Source organism: Mesorhizobium sp. C277A, from assembly GCF_040324395.1.
Classification (GTDB): Bacteria; Pseudomonadota; Alphaproteobacteria; order Rhizobiales; family Rhizobiaceae; genus Mesorhizobium.
This window is the reverse complement of record NZ_JAMYVW010000002.1, coordinates 1,264,316-1,282,723: the sequence shown is the minus strand read 5'-3', so window position 1 is coordinate 1,282,723 and position 18,408 is coordinate 1,264,316. Positions and strand designations below refer to the sequence as shown.

Genomic DNA, 18,408 nt, shown 5'->3' with positions numbered 1-18,408 from the left:
GGATGGCGATTATGTATATACATATTGAAACGCGCTGCAAGTGCATTGTTGATGGAATGCGGAGAAAAACGTGACGGCGATCTTTGCGGAACAGGCGCTGCTGGCCGATGGCTGGCATGACAAGGTGCGGATCTCGCTGAGCGGCGGTCAGATCGCGAAGGTGGAGCCAGGTTCTTCGCCGCGGAGCGGTGACGAACGCCACGCCATTCTGGTGCCCGGCATGCCGAACCTGCACAGCCACGCCTTCCAGCGCGGCATGGCCGGGCTTGCCGAACTGCGCGGTCCCTCCGCCGACAGCTTCTGGAGCTGGCGCGAGGTGATGTACCGCTTTGCGCTGTCGATGACGCCGGACCAGGTCGAGGCGGTCGCCGCCCAGCTTTATGTCGAAATGCTGGAGGCCGGATTCTCGCGCGTCGGCGAATTTCATTATCTCCACCACGATCGCGACGGAAAACCCTATGCCAACCTTGCCGAGATGGCCGAACGTATTGCCGCGGCCGCCGGCGAAACCGGGATCGGCCTGACGCTGCTGCCGGTGTTTTATGCCCATTCCTCCTTCAGCGGCGCTGCGCCCAACGAAGGCCAGCGGCGATTCATCAACGATGTGAATCGGTTCGAACGCTTGCTTGAGAAAAGCCGCGAATCGGTTCGTGCGTTGAATCAGGCTGTCGTTGGCGTCGCCCCGCACAGCCTGCGCGCCGCGACGCCGGAGGAACTCAGCGCTGTTGCCGCCATTGCGCCGGACGGACCGATCCACATCCACGTCGCCGAGCAGGTGAAGGAGGTCGAGGATTGCCTGGCGTGGTCGGGTGCGCGACCGGTCGAATGGCTGCTCGCCAATGCCGGGATCGACAAGCGTTGGTCCCTGATCCACGCCACCCACATGACCGAGGCTGAGACAACCGGCATGGCCAGAAGCGGCGCCATTGCCGGGCTTTGCCCGATCACCGAGGCCAATCTCGGCGACGGCACCTTTTCAGCACCTCTGTTCATCGAACATGGCGGCCGCTTCGGCGTCGGCTCGGATTCCAACGTGCTGATCGGCCTGCCGGATGAATTGCGCCAGCTCGAATATTCGCAGCGCCTCGCACACCGCGCCCGCAATGTGCTGGCGGTGGCCGGCGGCTCGACCGGGCGGGCTCTGTTCGACGCCGCCCTCGATGGCGGCAGCACCGCACTCGGCACCGGCCCGTCGCGGATCGCCGCCGGCGCCGCGGCTGATTTCGTCTCCCTCGACGAAAACCATCCTTCGCTGGCCGGAAAAAGTGGCGATGCGATCCTCGACGCCTGGATCTTTGCCAATGGCGGCAAGGTCGATTGCGTCTGGGTGCACGGAAAAAAACAAGTCAGCGGCGGCCGGCATGTAGCGCGTGAGACGATCGCCGAGCGCTTTCGTCAGGTGATGACAGCGCTTTCGGCATGAGCATTTCAGAGACAGCGGTGGTAGAAGGCGGCTCGCTGCACCAGCGCATCCTGTCCGACATCAGCGAGAAAATAATGTCCGGCGCCTGGGCGCCGGGCCACCGCATCCCGTTCGAGCACGAGCTGACGGCGCAGTATCATTGCTCGCGCATGACGGTGAACAAGGCGCTGTCGCAACTGGCCAAGGCCGGGCTGATCGAGCGCCGCCGCCGTTCGGGCAGTTTCGTGCGCCAGCCGCAATCGCAGGCCGCGGTGCTGGAAATCCACGACATCAGGATCGAGGTCGAGGCGCTTGGGCTGGCCTATCGCTACGAGCGCGTGGCGCGGCAGAAAAGGCGCAGCAGCGCCGAGGATCGCGCCTTGCTGGAATTGGGAGCGGCTGGACAGGTGCTGGCGCTGGAATGCCGGCATTTCGCCGGCAAGCGGCCGTTCGCGCACGAACAGCGGCTGATCAATCTCGCCGCCGTCGCGGAAGCCGCCGAGGAGGAGTTTCTCGACATCGCCCCCGGCCCCTGGCTGATCGGCCGCGTGCCATGGAGCGAGGCAGAGCACCGTATCCGCGCGGTGGCGGCCGACAGGCATATTGCCGAAGCGCTCGACATCGCAACCGGCGCGCCCTGCCTGGTGGTCGAGCGCCGGACCTGGAGCGCCGAGCACCCAGTGACGCAGGTGAGGTTCACCTACGCCGCGGAGAGCCACACGCTGGTGGCGCGGTTCAGGCCTTCGCAGGGGTAGCTCCTTTACCCTCCCCCTTGTGGGGAGGGTCGCTGCGAAGCAGCGGGGTGGGGGTCGGCGCCAGCCCCCCGCCCGGACCTTCGGTCCGACCTCCCCACAAGGGGGAGGTAGAAGGCTGCACTTTAAATCGCCGCCGTAACAATAATCTCGACCACATATTCCGGCCCTGCAAGCTTGGCCTCGCCCGTGGCGCGGGCGGGCGTGTTGCCTTGCGGGACCCACTTGTCCCATTCCTTGTTCATCTCGGCGAAGGTGCCCATATCGGCCAGCCAGATGATCGCCTGCAGGATCTTGGTCTTGTCGGTGCCGGCCTTGGCCAGCAGTTCGTCGATAGATGCGAGGATCGACCTGGTCTGTTCGCCAACGCTGGCGCCGGGCGTTCCGACCTGGCCGGCGAGATAGACGGTGTTGCCGTGGATGACGATCTGGCTCATGCGCGGGCCAACATCGATGCGACGAATGCTCATGGGATGGTTCCTTCGTTTGTCGGTGCGCCTGTTTAGAGTCGCTGCCGCCTCCGGGCAAGGCCAACAGCGCGAAACCTCTTGAGCCTGGGTTGGATCTTGGGCCGCAAATGTCTATCTGCGCCGAGGTATTTCTTTCCGGCGCGGATTGCCGACCTCGTGTGAGAGTGGCAAGACTTCGCGCCAAACCAGGTTGAGAGGATGAGAGCCATGGAATATCGAGAAATCAGCGAGGACTATTCGGTCTCGGGCCAGATCCAGCCCGAAGATGCCGCCGCCATCAAGGAAGCCGGTTTCAAGAGCGTGATCTGCAACCGGCCGGATGACGAGCAGCCCGACCAGCCTTCGGCCGACAGCGTCAAGGCGGCGGTCGAAGCCGCGGGGCTGGCCTTCCGCTACATCCCGGTAATCAGCGGCCAGATCACAGCCGAGAATGTCGAAGATCAGGCCGAAGCGCTCGACGCGCTCGAAGGCCCGGTGTTTGCTTATTGCCGCTCGGGCGCGCGCTGCACCAATCTCTACGGGCTGATTCAGCAGTCCAAGGGGTGAGCATCTGAGGCGCTGGCGATCCCTCACACCCCCCTCTGTCCTGCCGGACATCATCTCCCCCGCAAGGGGGGAGATCGGATGTCGCCTTCGCTTTTCGCCAATCGCCGACATTGCAGGATGAGCGCTATCGACAAAGCTGCTGATCTCCCTCCTTGCGGGGGAGATGGCCGGCAGGCCAGAGGGGGGTGCTGTCCCGCCGACGTATCAACTGAAACTCTCTCAAACTAGATCGGTAGCGCCCCGGTCTCCTTCAGCGTCTCCAGCACGATCGCCGTCTTTACATGCTGCACGGAGTCGTGCGGCAACAGCACGCCGTTGACGAATTCCGACAGCGATTTCAGATCGGGGGTCACCACTTTCAAGATGTAGTCCATCTCACCGGTCAGCGCGTGCGCCTCCTGCACTTCCGGCAGCCGCGCCAGCAATTCGCCGAAGCGCCGCGCATTGTCGCGGTTGTGGGTGGCGAGCGTCACCGAGATGACGTTGACCAGCGAGAATCCAAGCTTGTCGCGGTCGAGCACCGCGCGATAGCCCGTGATGAAGCCGTCCTCCTCCAGCCGTTGGCGGCGGCGCGAGCATTGCGATGCCGACAGGTTCACGCGCTCCGAGAGATCGTTGTTGGTGAGCCGCGCGTCGCCCTGCAAGAGAGCCATTATCTTGCGGTCAAATTGATCGATGCGCGCTTCATTCATCGATTCATCTCCAATCATGCATGAATTGCGCACGAGATGATCATTTCAAGCGTTTGAATGCAAGCACCGTGCGGTTGCTTCGCACTATCATGCGTCATCTCGTGGTCCGATGCGGCCACCATCCGTTTGGAGGAATGCCATGGGTCCCTTTCTGCACGACGCCCCGCCCGCCAAGATCAGCAAGGAAAACCCCGCCGGCACCGACGGTTTCGAGTTCGTCGAGTTCGCCCATGCGGAGCCGCAGAAGCTCGCCGAGCTGTTCACCCGCATGGGCTATGTCGCGGTGGCCAAGCACCGCACGAAGGACATCACCATCTGGCGCCAGGGCGACATCAACTATGTCGTCAATGCCGAGCCCGGCTCGCATGCGATGAAATTCGTCGACAAGCACGGCCCCTGCGCCGCCTCGATGGCCTGGCGCGTGGTCGATGCAAAGCATGCGTTCGAGCATGCGGTATCGAAAGGCGCCACGCCCTACGACGGCAACGACAAGGCGCTCGACGTGCCGGCCATTGTCGGCATTGGCGGCTCACTGCTCTATTTCATCGAAGCCTATGGCAAGAAGGGCTCGGCCTATGATGCCGAGTTCGAGTGGCTGGGCGAACGCGACCCGCGGCCCCAAGGCGTCGGCTTCTATTTCCTCGACCACCTCACCCACAATGTCTATCGCGGCCAGATGGACAAATGGTGGGACTTTTATCGCGAATTGTTCGGCTTCAAGCAGATCCATTTCTTCGACATCGACGGCAAGATCACCGGCCTCGTCAGCCGCGCCATCACCTCGCCCTGCGGCAAGATCCGTATCCCGCTGAACGAGTCCAAGGACGACACCAGCCAGATCGCCGAGTATCTGAAGAAGTACAATGGCGAAGGCATCCAGCATATCGCTGTCGGCACCGACGAGATCTACGCCGCCACCGACAAGCTTGCCGACAATGGGCTGAAGTTCATGCCCGGTCCGCCGGAGACCTACTACGACATGTCGTACAACAGGGTGAACGGGCATGACGAGCCGATCGAGCGGATGAAGAAGCACGGCATCCTGATCGACGGCGAAGGCGTGGTCGACGGCGGCATGACCAAGATCCTGCTGCAGATATTCTCCAAAACCGTGATCGGCCCGATCTTCTTCGAATTCATCCAGAGGAAGGGCGACGAAGGTTTTGGCGAAGGCAATTTCCGCGCGCTGTTCGAGTCGATCGAGCAGGACCAGATCAAGCGCGGCGTGATCAAGGTCGACGGGAAAGCGGCCTGAAACCCCGTTTGCGGCTCGATCGGCTTTGATCTAAATTTCGATCACAAGGGTCAAGCCGTGAACGTCTCCATAACCGAAGCAAAGGCCAAACTATCGGAACTCGTCGGCCGCGCGGAGGCCGGCGAGGAGATAGTCATCACTCATCACGGCAAGATCGCGGCGCGGCTCGTGCCACCAGTTCGAGAAGACTTGTTGTCGCGCATAGGTGCCCTGAAGGGCAAGATTTGGATTTCTGACGATTTCGACAAACTCGGCCCTGAATGGAACGAGTACACCAGATAAAGGTCAGAGGCCCAGCCGCACGACCTCTTCCCTCCTCACCTTCAAATCATAATCGAGCAAGAACTCGTCCAGTTGCGGCGGCGCGACTGACGTGCCGGAGAGCATCGCGTGCACCTGGCCGCGATGGTGGATGTCGTGCAGGAAGACATGGGCGAGAATGTCGCCGATTTTTTCGGGGATCATGCCATCCTCGCGCCGGTCGGTGATGACCTGACGGTCGAGATCCGCCTCCGACAGCTTCTCGCAAAAGGCGATCAGGCGTCGATCTGCTGCGACCTGGGCGGCAAACAGCGCCTGCGGCACATCGAACGGCACGTAGTCGTCATAGGCGGCCGCACCGACGCCGCCTTCTTCGAGAAAATCGAGATAGAGATGATCGACCGCAAGGATGTGGTTGAGCGTTGCCTTGATCGACGGGAAGAAGTTGGTGCGTTCGGCTTCGAATTCGCCGGGGTTTAGCTGCAGCACGGCGCGATAGAGCCGGTCGTTCGACCAGAGATTGTTGCCGGCCATGCGGCTGAAATGCTCGAGCAGGGTCACGCGTTCATTCGTCTGATCAGGCCAATGCCTGCCGCCATCACCGCGAAGCCGGCGACGACGATCAGCAGCAGCCGGTTCATGCGCCGGCGCATGGCCTGTGTCTCCTCGTCGCGCGCCACGTTGGTGTTGGTGATGGTGTGAAACATCATCGCCTTGCGCGGGTAGCCACTGTGGTTGGTCAGATCGGGCGAGCGCGCCTCGATGCGGTAGCTCAGCCGGATCGCCTGGATGAAGACCACCAGAATGGCCAACGCCCAGACGCCGGCCAGCAGGTAGAACGCCTCGCCCGTCATTGCATTGCCCCTCTTATGCCTGGGACTTCTCGACCTTCTGCTCGATGGCGCCGAAGATCGAGTTTCCGCTTTTATTCTTCATCTCGATACGCACTGTATCGCCAAAGCGCAGGAACGGCGTCTTGGGCTCGCCAGACTCAATGGTCTCGATCATGCGCAGTTCAGCGATGCAGGAATAGCCGGCGCCGCCGGCCGCCACCGGTTTGCCCGGCCCGCCATCCAGCTTGTTGGAGACGGTGCCGGAGCCGATGATGGTGCCGGCAACCAGCGGCCGTGTCTTTGCGGCATGGGCAATCAGCGCCGGGAAGTCGAAGGTCATGTCGACGCCGGCATTGGCACGGCCGAACGGCTTGCCGTTGACGTCGGCGAGCAGAGGCAGGTTGACCTTGCCGCCATCCCAGGCGTCGCCGAGTTCGTCCGGCGTCACCGCCACCGGCGAAAAAGCCGAGGACGGCTTCGACTGGAAGAAGCCAAACCCCTTGGCGAGCTCGGGTCCGGTGAGCGCGCGCAACGTCACATCATTGACCAGCATGACCAGCCGGATGGCGGCGCGCGCCTGGTCGAGGCTGGCGCCCATCGGCACATCGTCGACGATGACGGAGACTTCCGCCTCCATGTCGATGCCGAAGGCTTCGTCCGCCGTGCGGATCGGCTCGCGCGGCGCGATGAAGGAATCCGAGCCACCCTGGTAGATCAGCGGATCGGTCCAGAAGCTTGCCGGCATCTCGGCGCCGCGGGCTTTGCGCACCAGCTCGACGTGGTTCACATAGGCAGAACCATCGGCCCATTGATAGGCGCGCGGCAGCGGCGAATGGGCGTCATGCTCATGGAAGCGTGCCGACGGCACCGCATTGTTCTCCAGCGATTCGGCGATCGTCGCCAGGTGCGGCGAAATCCGCTGCCAGTCGTCGAGTGCCGCCTGCAGCGTGCGCGCCAGGAACGAGGCGTCGGTGAAGCGCGTCAGGTCGCGCGAGACGACGACAAGCTTTCCGTCGCGCGTCCCGTCCCTCAATGTGGCAAGCTTCATGCGGTTTCCTCTCCTGATGCGGCTTTGGCGCCGTCTAAGTTCACAACAAGGCCGTCGCGGGCAATCGTCAAGTCACCCGCCCACGATTTCCTGACGGCCGCCTCCCAGTCGGCCTCGCCGATCGCGGCATCATCGGCCGGAATGAGGTGGTTGAGCACCAGCCTCTTCACCCCGGCATCGCTGGCGATGCGACCTGCCTGCTCGGCAAATGAGTGGCTGGCAAGCAGATGCTCTTTCAGCCGCGCCCCGTTGCCGGTCCTGGCGACCAGCCGCTCGATGCCTTCTTCCAGCATGGCCTCATGGACGAGAATGTCGGCATTTCGGGCAAAGCCTGCGAGCGGCGGAAAGAAGGCTGTGTCGGCCGAGAAGACGATGCTTTTGCCAGCGTGGTCGAAACGCAGCGCGAAACAGTCCGTGACCGGCGGATGGTCGACGCGCAGTGCCGAGACCTTCAGGCCGCGCTGCGCAAAAATCTCGCCCTCGCCGAATTCCACGATCGAAGCCATTTCGCGAATGTCCGGCCTGCCTTCGTCGACGATTCGGATCTCGATGTCGAACTCCATCGCCTGGCAGAAGCGCCGCCAGTAATGCCCGGTGCCGGGCGGTCCGAACAACGTCACCGGATTGGCCAGACCGGCGGTCCAGGCGGTGTGGAGCAGCGCCCCCAGTTCCAGCACATGATCGGAATGCAGATGGGTGACGAAGATCAGGTCGAGCGCCTTCAGGCTGACGCCGGCATCGACCAGGCCACGCGTGACACCCAGCCCGCAATCGACGACGATGGTCCGCCAGCCAAGCTCCAGCAGCGACGAACTCGGCCACGGCCCGCCCGACCGCAATGCCGGGCCGCCTTTCGAGCCGAGAAGCACCAGCCGGTCGCTCATCGAGCTGATCTCAAGACCAGTCGCCCTCCGGCGTGCCATTGAAGCGCTTCTTCAGGTCGGTCCAGCAGTCAATGTAATTGTCCTGCCTTGTTTCAAGCTCGGCGCCGTAGCGGGTCAGCATTTGCGGGAATCGGGTCTCGAACATGAAGGCCATCGTGTTGTCGAGCTTGACCGGTTTCAGCTCGGAGCGCGAGGCCTTTTCGAAGCCAGGTGCGTCGGGGCCGTGGGCCAGCATCAGATTGTGCAGGCTGATGCCGCCGGGCACGAAGCCTTCTTCCTTGGCGTCGTACTGGCCATGGATCAGGCCCATGAACTCGCTCATGATGTTGCGGTGGTACCAGGGCGGCCGGAACGTGTCTTCCGCCACCAGCCAGCGCGGCGGGAAGATGACGAAGTCGATATTGGCGGTGCCCTCCTCGCCGCTCGGCGCCGTCAGCACGGTGAAGATCGACGGATCGGGATGGTCGAACAGGATGGCGCCGACCGGCGAAAACGTCGCCAGATCATATTTGTAGGGCGCATAGTTGCCGTGCCAGGCGACGACGTCGAGCGGCGAATGGCCGATCTCGGTGACGTTGAAATTGCCGCACCATTTCACCGTCAGCCGGCACGGCGTTTCCTTCTCCTCGAACCAGGCGCAAGGCGTCTTGAAATCGCGAGGATTGGCCAGGCAGTTGGCGCCGATCGGGCCGCGGTCGGGCAGCGTCAGCTTGGCGCCGTAGTTTTCGCAGACATAGCCGCGCACTTCCTTGTCGATGAGCTCGACCTTGAACACCAGCCCGCGCGGCAGCACGGCGATCTCGCCGGGCCGCAGCTCGATGACACCCATCTCGGTGACGAAGCGCAAGGCGCCGACCTGGGGGACGATCAGCAACTCGCCATCGGCATTGAAGAAATGATCGTCGACCATCGATCGGTTGGCGACATAGACATGCGCGGCCATGCCGCTTTGGCCCAGCACATCTCCGGCAGTGGTGATGGTGCGCATGCCGGCGATGAAGTCGGTCGGCTCACTCGGCATCGGCACCGGGCTCCAGCGATACTGCCCGAGCGCCAGTTCGTGGTCGCCGACATTGGGGGCGGTCTTCCACAAGGGATAGCTCACCGCCTTGAAGCGGCCGGTGTGTTTTACGCTCGGCCGGATGCGATAGAGCCAGGAGCGCTCATTGGTGCCGCGCGGCGCGGTGAAGGGCGAGCCCGATAGCTGTTCGGCATAGAGCCCGTAAGCCGGCCGTTGCGGCGAGTTCCGCCCCTGCGGCAGCGAGCCGGGCAGCGTCTCGGTTTCGAAGTCGTTGCCGAAGCCCGGCATGTAGGAAAAGGTCATCCGATCCTCCCTGATCCCGGCCCCGCGAAGCGCTGCTTGCCGGCGATGTTGACCAAACTGGTTTCATTTGTAACCATCGAAAATGTAACTATCAACGGGCGAATGCCGCATCCATGGTGCAGATGGAAATCCTCGAACTCGAAAGCTTCCTGCCCTATCGGCTCTACCGGCTGGCCGACGCCGTCAGCCGCGAATTTTCAAAAATCTACCGCGACCGCCACGGCCTGACGCGGCCGGAATGGCGCACACTCTCTGGGCTCGGACAGCGCGGCACGATGACCGCGACGGCGCTCGGCGAGCAGTCGGCCATGCACAAGACCAAGGTTTCGCGGGCGGTGGCGGAGCTTGAGCGGCGGCGCTGGCTGGTACGCACAACCGACGAGAATGATCGACGTGTGGAGCATCTGGCGCTGACGAAGGCGGGGCTGGCGGCCTATGGCGAAATGGTGCCGCTGGCGAAGGCGTTTGAACGGGAGTTGCTGGAGAGGCTGAGCACGGAGGAGCGGACAGCGATTGTGAGCGGCGTGGCGGCGCTGGAGGGAGCGTTGGGTGAATAAAGAATCTGCTCCGCCGTGATCCTTCACACCCCCTCTGTCCTGCCGGACATCTCCCCCGCAAGGGGGGAGATCAGATGTCGCGAAGGCTTTCGCCAATCTCCAATGTTGCAGAGGTTGGCGAGGCGTCAAAGCTGCCAATCTCCCTCCTTGCAGGGGAGATGGCCGGCAGGCCAGAGGGGGGTGCCTCGCGCCGGCTTCTCCAGCTAGAACGTGCCTCTGCGCCTACCAATCCATCACCACCTTACCCGAACTGCCGCTCCTCATCGCATCGAACCCCGCCTGAAAATCATCGATACCTATGCGATGCGTGATCAGGCCGCTGACATTCAGCGGGCCTTGCACCAGGGCGATCATCTTGTACCAGGTCTCGAACATCTCGCGGCCGTAAATGCCCTTCAAGTGCAGCATCTTGAAGATGACCTTGTTCCAGTCGATCTCAAAGCCGGTCGGCGCGATGCCCAGAATGGCGATCTTGCCGCCATTGTTCATCGTGTCGATCATGTCGCGGAAGGCGGGCGCGGCGCCCGACATTTCCAGGCCGACATCAAAACCTTCGGTCATGCCGAGCGCCGGCATGACATCCCTAAGCTTTTCCTTCGAGGCGTCGACGACATGCTGGACGCCGAGCTTTTTGGCCAGCGCCAGCCGCACCGGGTTGATGTCGGTGATGACGACTTTTCGCGCCCCCACACATTGGGCAACGAGCGCGCCCATGATGCCGATCGGCCCGGCGCCGGTGACCAGAACGTCTTCACCGACCAGGTCGAAGGACAGAGCGGTGTGGACGGCATTGCCCAGGGGATCGAAGATCGCGGCGATCTCGTCGGGCACATCGTCGGGGATCGGCACGACATTGTGCTGCGGGATCGCCAGATATTCGCCGAAGGCGCCGGGGCGGTTGACGCCGACGCCGAGCGTGTTGCGGCAGAGATGCCCCCTGCCGGCGCGGCAATTGCGGCAATGGCCGCAGACGATGTGACCTTCGCCGGAGACACGCTGGCCGACCTTGTATTCGGTGACCGCAGCGCCGAAATCGGCCACCGTGCCGACGAATTCATGGCCGGTCACCATCGGCACCGGCACGGTCTTCTGCGCCCACTGGTCCCAATTGTAGATGTGGACGTCGGTGCCGCAGATCGCCGTCTTCTTGACCTTGATCAGCACGTCGTTGGGGCCGATCTCCGGCACCGGTACCTCTTCCATCCAGATGCCCGGTTCGGCCTTGGCCTTCACCAGCGCCTTCATCATGTTCGACATGCTACAACTCCTTACCCTCCCCCTTGTGGGGAGGGTGGCCCGAAGGGCCGGGTGGGGGTCAAAAACTGGCGGAGGTCGTGACCCTGCAGACCCCCACCCCGCCTCCCGCCCGCTTGCTTCGCAAGCGGTCGAAAGTCGACCCTCCCCACAAAGGGGGAGGGTAAAACTCTCAGCCAATCACGCCCAGTTCCTTGCCGACCGCCGCGAACGCTGCCACGGCGCGGTCGATGTCGGCGCTGGAATGCGCCGCCGACATCTGCGTGCGGATGCGCGCCTGGCCTTTCGGCACCACCGGGAAGGAAAAGCCGATGACATAGATGCCGCGCTTCAGCATGCGCGCCGCCACTTCCTGCGCCAGGCTGGCATCGCCCAGCATCACCGGAATGATCGGATGATCGGCGCCGGCCAGCGTGAAGCCGAGCTTGCCCATTTCGGAGCGAAAGCGCGCCGCATTGGCATAGAGGCGTTCGCGCAGGGCGTCGCCATTGCGGATCAGCTCGAACACCTTGATGGAAGCGCCGGCAATCGCCGGCATCAGCGTGTTGGAGAAGAGATAAGGCCGCGAACGCTGGCGCAGCCAGTCGACGACCTGGCTTTTGCCGGAGGTGTAGCCGCCGGAGGCGCCGCCGAGCGCCTTGCCGAGCGTGCCGGTGATGATATCCACCCTGCCCTCGACGCCGCAATGCTCGGCCGAGCCGCGGCCGTTCTTGCCGACGAAGCCGACGGCATGGCTGTCGTCGACCATCACCATGGCGCCGTACTTTTCCGCGAGGTCGCAGACGCCTTTCAGATTGGCGATGATGCCGTCCATGGAGAACACGCCGTCGGTGGCGATCAGGCGGAAGCGGCAGTCTTTCGCCTCTTTCAGCCGCGCTTCGAGGTCGGCCATGTCGTTGTTGGCATAGCGGAAACGCTTGGCCTTCGACAGCCGCACGCCGTCGATGATCGAGGCATGGTTCAGCGCATCGGAGATGATCGCATCCTCCTCGCCGAGCAGCGTTTCGAACAGGCCGCCATTGGCGTCGAAGCAGGAGCCGTAAAGGATGGTGTCGTCCAGGCCGAGGAAGGATGAAATCGTTGATTCAAGCTGCTTGTGCTCTTCCTGCGTGCCGCAGATGAAGCGCACCGAGGCCATGCCGTAACCGTAGCGGTCGAGCGCGCCTTTGGCCGCGGTGCGCAACTCGGCGCTGTCGGCGAGGCCGAGATAGTTGTTGGCGCAGAAGTTCAGCACCTTGTCGCCGCCGACTTCGATCTCAGCCGACTGGGTCGAGGTGATCACCCGCTCGGATTTGTAGAGCCCGGCGGATTTCAGCCCTTGCAGTTCGTTGTCGATATGGGAGAGGAATGCCGCGCTCATGATCAGGTCCTGTTGAGATTGGCGCGACTGTCGCGCTACGCGCACTAAAAATCCATCGCAAAAGCGACCGTTTCGGTGGCACGGCGGGCTCAACCCTGGCGCGACCCGATCGCATGGCCCGCATGCTGGAGTAGCAGGCACGCGAATACGGCCATGCCGCGAAAGAACATGATAACCATCTCGGCAGCTTTCGTTTACTGCCGAAGCAACAGTTCCGCCGGCTTCCAGACCTGTTAACCCTTTCAAGCCAATGGTCTTCTCGCCACGAATCGGTGGCAGAATCAGTTCGACCGAGGGGTCACCTAGAATATGTCGCAGCAGCCGGCGCAAACCGTCTCGGGCAAACTCATCCTGTTGATCAAGAGCGGCTACTGGCTGGCGCTGCTGATCATCGCCGCCATGGTGATGGCCTCCTTCATCCTGCTGCAGCAGATGATGGCGGCGCAACAGCACAACCATACTCTGCTCGACATCGTCAGCACCCAGAAGGCGCTGTCGCAGCGCATCGTCTTTTTGACCAGCGCAACCGGCTCCGCCGCGCGTGACAAGCAGCCGGCCCTGGTTGCCGCGCTGAAACAGGCGACCGCCGAGTTCGAGGCGAACTACGACCTGCTCCTCAAACAGACGGGAGCCGACCCGCTGTCGCCGGCATTGTCCGACCCAAAGTCGATCGAGAGCGTCCTTTACGGCAAGCCGTTCCACCTCGACTATTTCTCGGTCGGGCTGGTCGCCAATGGCGAAAGGCTGATCTCGTCCTTCGAATCCCAGCTCTCCGGCAATGCCGCCTACAAGGGCGGCGGCGAGCGCGTCAATCTCGATGCTTCCGTCGCCAATGCGACGCTGTCGGGTTATGCCGCGCTCGGCCAACGCATCGCCGCATTCGCAGACGAGCGGTCGGAAAAGCTCCTCGATCTCCATCGCACCTTGTTCTACGCCACCATCGGCGTCATCGTGCTGGTGGCGCTTTTCATCTTCCGGCCGATGTCGAAGGCGATCCTGCGCAAGACCCATGAGCTTGTCGATGCCCGCAACTCGATGGCCTTCATCGCCGTACATGACGGGCTGACCGGCCTGCACAACCGCACCTTCCTGACCGATCACTTCGAAACGCTGATCAAGGGCGCGCATCGCCGGCGTGAGAGGCTGGCGGTGATCCAGCTCGACCTCGACCGGTTCAAGCAGATCAACGACACGCTCGGCCACGCCGCCGGCGACTATGTTCTGGTCGTCACCGCGCAGCGCATGCGCGATTCCTGCCGTGCGTCGGATCTGTGCGCTCGCCTTGGCGGCGACGAATTCGTGATGATCCTCAATGGCGCCGGCGGCCCCGAGGACATCAACATGCTGGCCCGGCGCATCCTGGAGGAGATCAACGAGCCGATTACCTTCCAGGGCACGACCATCCTTCCAGGGGCCAGCGCCGGCATTGCCGTCTATCCGATCGACGCCGACAATGCCGAGGATCTCCTCGTCCACGCCGACCTCGCGCTCTATTCCGCCAAGAAGCTCGGCGGCGGCAGCTTCTCGTTCTTCTCCGAGGAACTCAGGCGCGAGCTAGACTACCGCAAGCAGCTCGAGCACGACATCAAGGTCGCGATTTCGGAGAACGCCTTCCAGGTCTATTTCCAGCCGCAGGTGTCGCTGAGCAACGGCGCCATCAGCGGCATCGAGGCGCTGGTGCGCTGGAAGCATGCCGAGCGCGGCATGATTGCGCCGGGCGAGTTCATTCCGGTCGCCGAAAAATGCGGCTTCATGCCCGAGATCGGCCGCATCGTCTTTACCAAGGCAATCGAGCAAGCAGCCGAATGGGATCGCGCCGGCATTGCCTTCGGCCGGCTTGCCGTCAACGTGTCCGGCACCGAGCTGCGCGAACCCGACTTCGACCGCTTCCTGTTCGCGACGCTGGAAAAGGCGGGCCTTGCTCCGCAGAAACTGTCGCTGGAAATCGTCGAATCCGTCATTCTCGACGACGAGAAGACGGGCATCGCGGCGAAGCTGCGCCACATCCGCGCTGCCGGCGTCCATCTTGAGCTCGACGATTTCGGCACCGGCTACGCCTCGCTCAGCCATGTCAATCCCAACGAGATCGACCGGCTGAAGATCGACCGCCGCTTCGTCCAGAACATCAACGAGAATGGCGACAACACCAAGATCGTGCGCGCCATCACCGAGCTGGCGCGCGGTCTCGGCATTTCGATCGTCGCCGAGGGCGCGGAAACCGAAGCCGAGCTCGATTCGCTGATGGCGATCGGCTGCGATCAGGTGCAGGGCTATTCCATCGCCTTCCCGATGCCGCAGGACAAAGCGCGCGAATGGCTGCTGGCGCGCAGCCCGAAGAAAGCCAAGCTGAAGGTGCTTCAGGGCAATTTAGCCTAGACTATTGCCCACCGGTGCCGGTCATTTGGCCGGCGCGACATTCGCCCGCAATGCCGCCAGCACCTCGGCGAACTCCGCCAGCCTGTCGTCCGGCAATCCCGCGCGCAGCCGCTTGTCGAAGATGAGAGCCGCCGCCCGCAGCTTCAGGAACATCGTTTCGCCCGCCTGCGTCAGCTCGACCAGATGAACCCGGCGGTTGTCCGGATCGCGGCGGCGCGTCAGCAAGCCTTGCGCCTCCATGGCGTTGAGATGGTGGGTGAGCGTGGCGCCCTGGATGCCGATCATGCCGGCAAGTTCGCGCTGGTTGGCAAGCTCGCTCGACTTGACCGAAAGCAAGGTCAGCCACACCGGCAGCGTGCCGCCGGCCTCGACCAAAGCGGCGTCAAAGGCCTGCGCCACCAGCTTGGAGGTGCGCGCGAGATTCATGCCGATTGGCGGACGGTCAAAGGGAGTCATGCGCCGACAGTAGAACAAGGCGCCGGCCGATGGAACGCGGCATTATACATTGACATCGAACCATTTGATAGCTAACTATCATGCGTGTCGATCTACCGAGTTCGTATTATCCCGCATTCGACAGGAATCCGAGGACGGGCGGCGGGCAAGGAGGAAGCGGTCATGCAATATGTCTACATCGTCGTTATCGGCCTTCACGTCATGGCCGGTGTGTTCTGGGCCGGCACCACCATCACGCTTGCCCGCGACCCCGAGATCAGGGCGGAGCGCTTTATTGGACCGCAAATGGGCTCGGCCGGTATGGTGTTCGTGACCGGCGCCCTGCTCTGGTATTTCTTCCACGGCGCCTATTTCGGCTCGATGGAAATGGTGCTGGCGCTAGGCATCCTGGCCGCCTTCGCCGCTGCCGGCGTTCTCAGCGTCGTCGTCCGCAAGACCAGCCGGCAGCTTGCCGGCGCGGACGTCGCAACGGAAGCGGCGCTGCGCACCAAAATGGCCCGCGGCGAGCGCATCGCCGCCTGGCTGCTGGTGCTCACCGTGCTTTGCATGGCGACCGCCAGGATGATTTGAGCCCTGCCGCACGTCGCCTCCCGGTTGAAGACCATTCCGCATCGTGCGTCGCCTGGCTCTCGGCTGGTGGCGTCCGCGGCGCGCAGTTCGGACGGATGTGCAAGGTGGCTCTCCGCACAGAGGTTTGGCTGCGCGCCACCCATCACTTTGATCGATCGAGATGCGCCCGCCGGAAGGGTGAGATCGAGCTTTGGAACAAGCCGTAGGCCGGCTTGTAGGCTCAAACCCGCAAGCCGAACCTGATGCCATCATAGATGGCGGCGTGGATGTTGCGCGAGGCGACCGCATCGCCGATGCGCAACAGCACGAAGCCGCCTTCGGGGTTGCGTGAAGGAAAAATATCGCCGCCGCCGACCAGCCGCTCGTAATCGACCGCGCCACCATTCTTCGACAGCGGTTTCAGCTGGAGATAGAGATCGTCGAGCGGCGCCGTGCCGTGCTCGACCACCACCTGGTCGACCCGCCTTTCGCCACGCCAGCCATCGGCAAAGTCGGAGGCGAGTTCGGCGACCAGTTGGTTGCCCTCGCGCCGTACCGAGCGCAGCCTGGTGTTGATGGTGATGGTGACGCCCTTCTCCTGGAATACGCGCATATAGGGCACGTGGTTCATGCCGCCCATTTCGGGGGCGAAGAAGCGCTCCGGCGAAACCAGCTCCAGTTTTGACCCTGCATTGGCGATCAGCTCCGCCGCGCCCATGCCCTGGTGGCCACCATTGTCGTCGAAGAGCAGCACGTTCTCCGCCGGCTTGATGCTGCCGGCCATGATGTCCCAACTCGACGTGACGAGATTGTCGCCTGATGTCAGCGGCGGGTTCTGTGGCAGGCCGCCGGTGGCGATCACCACCACGTCGGGCGACAGCGCCAGCACTTCGTCCCGCTCGGCCCAGGTGTCGTAGCGGATCCCGACGCCGAGCCGGTCGAGTTCGGCCAGCCGCCAGTCGATGATGCCGATCAACTCCTTGCGGCGCGGGTTCTGCGTCGCCAGCCGAACCTGGCCGCCGGCCTGACCGGAGGCTTCAAGCACCGTGACATGATGGCCGCGTTCGGCCATCACGCGAGCTGCCTCGAGCCCGCCAGCGCCAGCGCCAACGACGACGACGTTCCGCCTGGGCCCTACGGTCTTCAGGATGATATGCGGAATCTCGGCCTCGCGGCCGGTCGCGGCATTGTGGACGCACAGCGCCTCGCCGCCTTCATAGATACGATCGAGGCAATAGGTGGCGCCGACGCAAGGCCGGATCTCGTGCTCGCGACCTTCCATGACCTTCTTGATGATGTGCGGGTCGGCGATATGGGCGCGGGTCATGCCGACCATATCGAGCTTGCCGGTCGCGATGGCGTGGCGCGCCGTGGCGACATCGGAAATCCGCGCCGCATGGAAGGTCGGGAATTTTGTTGCCGCCCTCACCTCGCCGGCGAAATCGAGATGCGGCGAAGAGCGCATGCCGGTCACCGGGATAACCTTGGTGAGCGCCGCGTCGCTTTCGATCGAGCCGCGGATGATGTTCAGGAAATCGACCTTGCCAGAATTGGCGAGCCGTCTCGCGATCTCGACGCCCTCGGCCTTCGACAGGCCTTTGTCAAAGTCCTCATCGGCGACCATGCGGATGCCGACGATGAACTTCTCACCGACGGCCGCTCGCACGGCATCCAGCACCATGTCGGTGAAGCGCAGCCGGTTGTCGAGCGAACCGCCGAACTCGTCGTCGCGATGGTTTGTGGCCGGCGACCAGAAGCCGTCCATCAGATGGCCGTAGGATTCGAACTCGATGCCGTCGAGGCCGGCCGCCTGGCAGCGCTGCGCAGCCGACGCATAGTCGGCGACGATGCGCTCGATGTCCCAGTCCTCGATGGTTTTGGGGAACGCGCGGTGCGCCGGCTCACGCACCGGCGAAGCCGACAGCACCGGCAGCCAGTCGGCCTTGTTCCAGCCGGTGCGGCGACCAAGATGGGTGATCTGGATCATCACCTTGCAGTCATGCTCGTGGCAGGCGTCCGCCAGTTCGGCCAGCCACGGCACGATGCGGTCGTCATAGACATGCAGATTGCCAAAGGCGGCCGGGCTGTCGCGCGAGACGATCGCCGAGCCCGCCGTCATGGTCAGCGCCATGCCGCCCTTGGCCTTTTCGGCGTGGTAGAGCCGGTAGCGCTGTTTCGGCATGCCGTCCTCGGAATAGGCCGGCTCGTGGCTGGTCGACATCACCCTGTTCTTCAGCGTCAGGTGTTTGAGCTGGTAAGGCTGGAGAAGCGGGTCGTTGCTGGTCATCATCTTCCTGCCATTCCAATTTGTGTCGGAGCAGCGCGTGCTGCTCCAGTTCTTGTCTTAAGCATCGAATTTATTCGAAAATCGCTGCACACTTTTCGGTCC

At 63.1% G+C, this 18,408-nt stretch carries 19 protein-coding genes; 8 read left to right on the top strand and 11 right to left on the bottom strand.

Annotated elements, in window-relative coordinates:
* The first annotated feature begins 70 nt into the window (after positions 1–70).
* Both NKK52_RS06365 and hutC read left to right on the top strand, forming a co-directional pair.
* Complete coding sequence (locus NKK52_RS06365; RefSeq protein ID WP_023682917.1) at positions 71–1,423, top strand: formimidoylglutamate deiminase; 1,353 nt, start codon at positions 71–73, stop codon at positions 1,421–1,423.
* Positions 1,420–2,157 (top strand): histidine utilization transcriptional repressor HutC, encoded by a 738-nt coding sequence (hutC, locus tag NKK52_RS06360; RefSeq protein WP_023682918.1) that lies wholly within the window; start codon positions 1,420–1,422, stop codon positions 2,155–2,157. Before NKK52_RS06365 ends, hutC begins: the two co-directional genes overlap by 4 nt.
* 122 nt (positions 2,158–2,279) lie before the next feature.
* On the opposite strand, the gene NKK52_RS06355 is transcribed toward hutC, so the two are convergent.
* A complete protein-coding gene (locus NKK52_RS06355; protein ID WP_023682919.1) occupies positions 2,280–2,624 on the bottom strand; it encodes a RidA family protein in 345 nt (114 codons plus the stop codon).
* A gap of 207 nt (positions 2,625–2,831) precedes the next feature.
* Between NKK52_RS06355 and NKK52_RS06350 the strand changes: the two genes are divergently transcribed.
* Positions 2,832–3,170, top strand: coding sequence for a protein tyrosine phosphatase family protein (locus NKK52_RS06350; protein ID WP_023672907.1), 339 nt, complete (start codon positions 2,832–2,834; stop codon positions 3,168–3,170).
* Positions 3,171–3,394: 224 nt separating this feature from the next.
* Here the strand turns inward: NKK52_RS06350 and NKK52_RS06345 are convergent, their stop codons facing one another.
* Positions 3,395–3,862, bottom strand: coding sequence for an Lrp/AsnC family transcriptional regulator (locus NKK52_RS06345; protein WP_023672908.1), 468 nt, complete (start codon positions 3,860–3,862; stop codon positions 3,395–3,397).
* Positions 3,863–4,001: 139 nt separating this feature from the next.
* On the opposite strand from NKK52_RS06345, the gene hppD reads away from it, so the two are divergent.
* Together hppD and NKK52_RS06335 are read left to right on the top strand one after the other, a co-directional pair.
* The gene (hppD, locus tag NKK52_RS06340) at positions 4,002–5,117 is read left to right on the top strand and encodes a 4-hydroxyphenylpyruvate dioxygenase (RefSeq protein ID WP_023682920.1); all 1,116 of its coding nucleotides are present in this window, start codon (positions 4,002–4,004) and stop codon (positions 5,115–5,117) included.
* 57 nt (positions 5,118–5,174) lie between these two features.
* Entirely contained in the window at positions 5,175–5,399 is a 225-nt protein-coding gene (locus NKK52_RS06335) for a type II toxin-antitoxin system Phd/YefM family antitoxin (protein ID WP_023672910.1), read from the top strand.
* Positions 5,400–5,402: 3 nt separating this feature from the next.
* Here NKK52_RS06335 and NKK52_RS06330 read toward each other — a convergent pair whose 3' ends face one another.
* From NKK52_RS06330 to hmgA, 5 genes are read right to left on the bottom strand one after another with little or no spacing between them, the layout of a single operon-like run.
* Entirely contained in the window at positions 5,403–5,939 is a 537-nt protein-coding gene (locus tag NKK52_RS06330) for a DinB family protein (protein ID WP_023672911.1), read from the bottom strand.
* Positions 5,936–6,232 (bottom strand): hypothetical protein, encoded by a 297-nt coding sequence (locus NKK52_RS06325; protein WP_023682921.1) that lies wholly within the window; start codon positions 6,230–6,232, stop codon positions 5,936–5,938. The genes NKK52_RS06330 and NKK52_RS06325 overlap by 4 nt, the downstream gene beginning before the upstream one ends.
* A 13-nt stretch (positions 6,233–6,245) precedes the next feature.
* Positions 6,246–7,259, bottom strand: a complete 1,014-nt coding sequence (locus NKK52_RS06320; protein WP_023672913.1) for a fumarylacetoacetate hydrolase family protein — start codon at positions 7,257–7,259, stop codon at positions 6,246–6,248.
* Positions 7,256–8,143: an MBL fold metallo-hydrolase gene (locus tag NKK52_RS06315; RefSeq protein ID WP_023682922.1), complete on the bottom strand. Its 888-nt coding sequence runs from the start codon at positions 8,141–8,143 to the stop codon at positions 7,256–7,258. The genes NKK52_RS06320 and NKK52_RS06315 overlap by 4 nt, the downstream gene beginning before the upstream one ends.
* Positions 8,144–8,153: 10 nt before the next feature.
* Positions 8,154–9,467 (bottom strand): homogentisate 1,2-dioxygenase, encoded by a 1,314-nt coding sequence (hmgA, locus tag NKK52_RS06310; RefSeq protein ID WP_023682923.1) that lies wholly within the window; start codon positions 9,465–9,467, stop codon positions 8,154–8,156.
* A 122-nt stretch (positions 9,468–9,589) separates the two neighbouring features.
* Here hmgA and NKK52_RS06305 point away from each other — a divergent pair, with 122 nt between their 5' ends.
* A complete protein-coding gene (locus NKK52_RS06305) occupies positions 9,590–10,024 on the top strand; it encodes a MarR family winged helix-turn-helix transcriptional regulator (RefSeq protein ID WP_031203942.1) in 435 nt (144 codons plus the stop codon).
* Between the two features lie 222 nt (positions 10,025–10,246).
* Here the strand turns inward: NKK52_RS06305 and tdh are convergent, their stop codons facing one another.
* Both tdh and NKK52_RS06295 read right to left on the bottom strand, forming a co-directional pair.
* Positions 10,247–11,281, bottom strand: a complete 1,035-nt coding sequence (gene tdh, locus NKK52_RS06300; protein WP_023682925.1) for an L-threonine 3-dehydrogenase — start codon at positions 11,279–11,281, stop codon at positions 10,247–10,249.
* Between the two features lie 169 nt (positions 11,282–11,450).
* The gene (locus NKK52_RS06295; RefSeq protein ID WP_023672919.1) at positions 11,451–12,638 is read right to left on the bottom strand and encodes a glycine C-acetyltransferase; all 1,188 of its coding nucleotides are present in this window, start codon (positions 12,636–12,638) and stop codon (positions 11,451–11,453) included.
* Positions 12,639–12,947: 309 nt separating this feature from the next.
* On the opposite strand from NKK52_RS06295, the gene NKK52_RS06290 reads away from it, so the two are divergent.
* Positions 12,948–15,014 (top strand): putative bifunctional diguanylate cyclase/phosphodiesterase, encoded by a 2,067-nt coding sequence (locus tag NKK52_RS06290; protein ID WP_023682927.1) that lies wholly within the window; start codon positions 12,948–12,950, stop codon positions 15,012–15,014.
* 21 nt (positions 15,015–15,035) lie between these two features.
* Here NKK52_RS06290 and NKK52_RS06285 read toward each other — a convergent pair whose 3' ends face one another.
* The gene (locus tag NKK52_RS06285) at positions 15,036–15,440 is read right to left on the bottom strand and encodes a MarR family winged helix-turn-helix transcriptional regulator (protein ID WP_023672921.1); all 405 of its coding nucleotides are present in this window, start codon (positions 15,438–15,440) and stop codon (positions 15,036–15,038) included.
* A gap of 192 nt (positions 15,441–15,632) precedes the next feature.
* On the opposite strand from NKK52_RS06285, the gene NKK52_RS06280 reads away from it, so the two are divergent.
* A complete protein-coding gene (locus NKK52_RS06280; protein ID WP_023682929.1) occupies positions 15,633–16,040 on the top strand; it encodes a hypothetical protein in 408 nt (135 codons plus the stop codon).
* A 220-nt stretch (positions 16,041–16,260) separates the two neighbouring features.
* On the opposite strand, the gene NKK52_RS06275 is transcribed toward NKK52_RS06280, so the two are convergent.
* A complete protein-coding gene (locus NKK52_RS06275; protein ID WP_023682930.1) occupies positions 16,261–18,306 on the bottom strand; it encodes an oxidoreductase in 2,046 nt (681 codons plus the stop codon).
* Between the last annotated feature and the right edge of the window lie 102 nt (positions 18,307–18,408).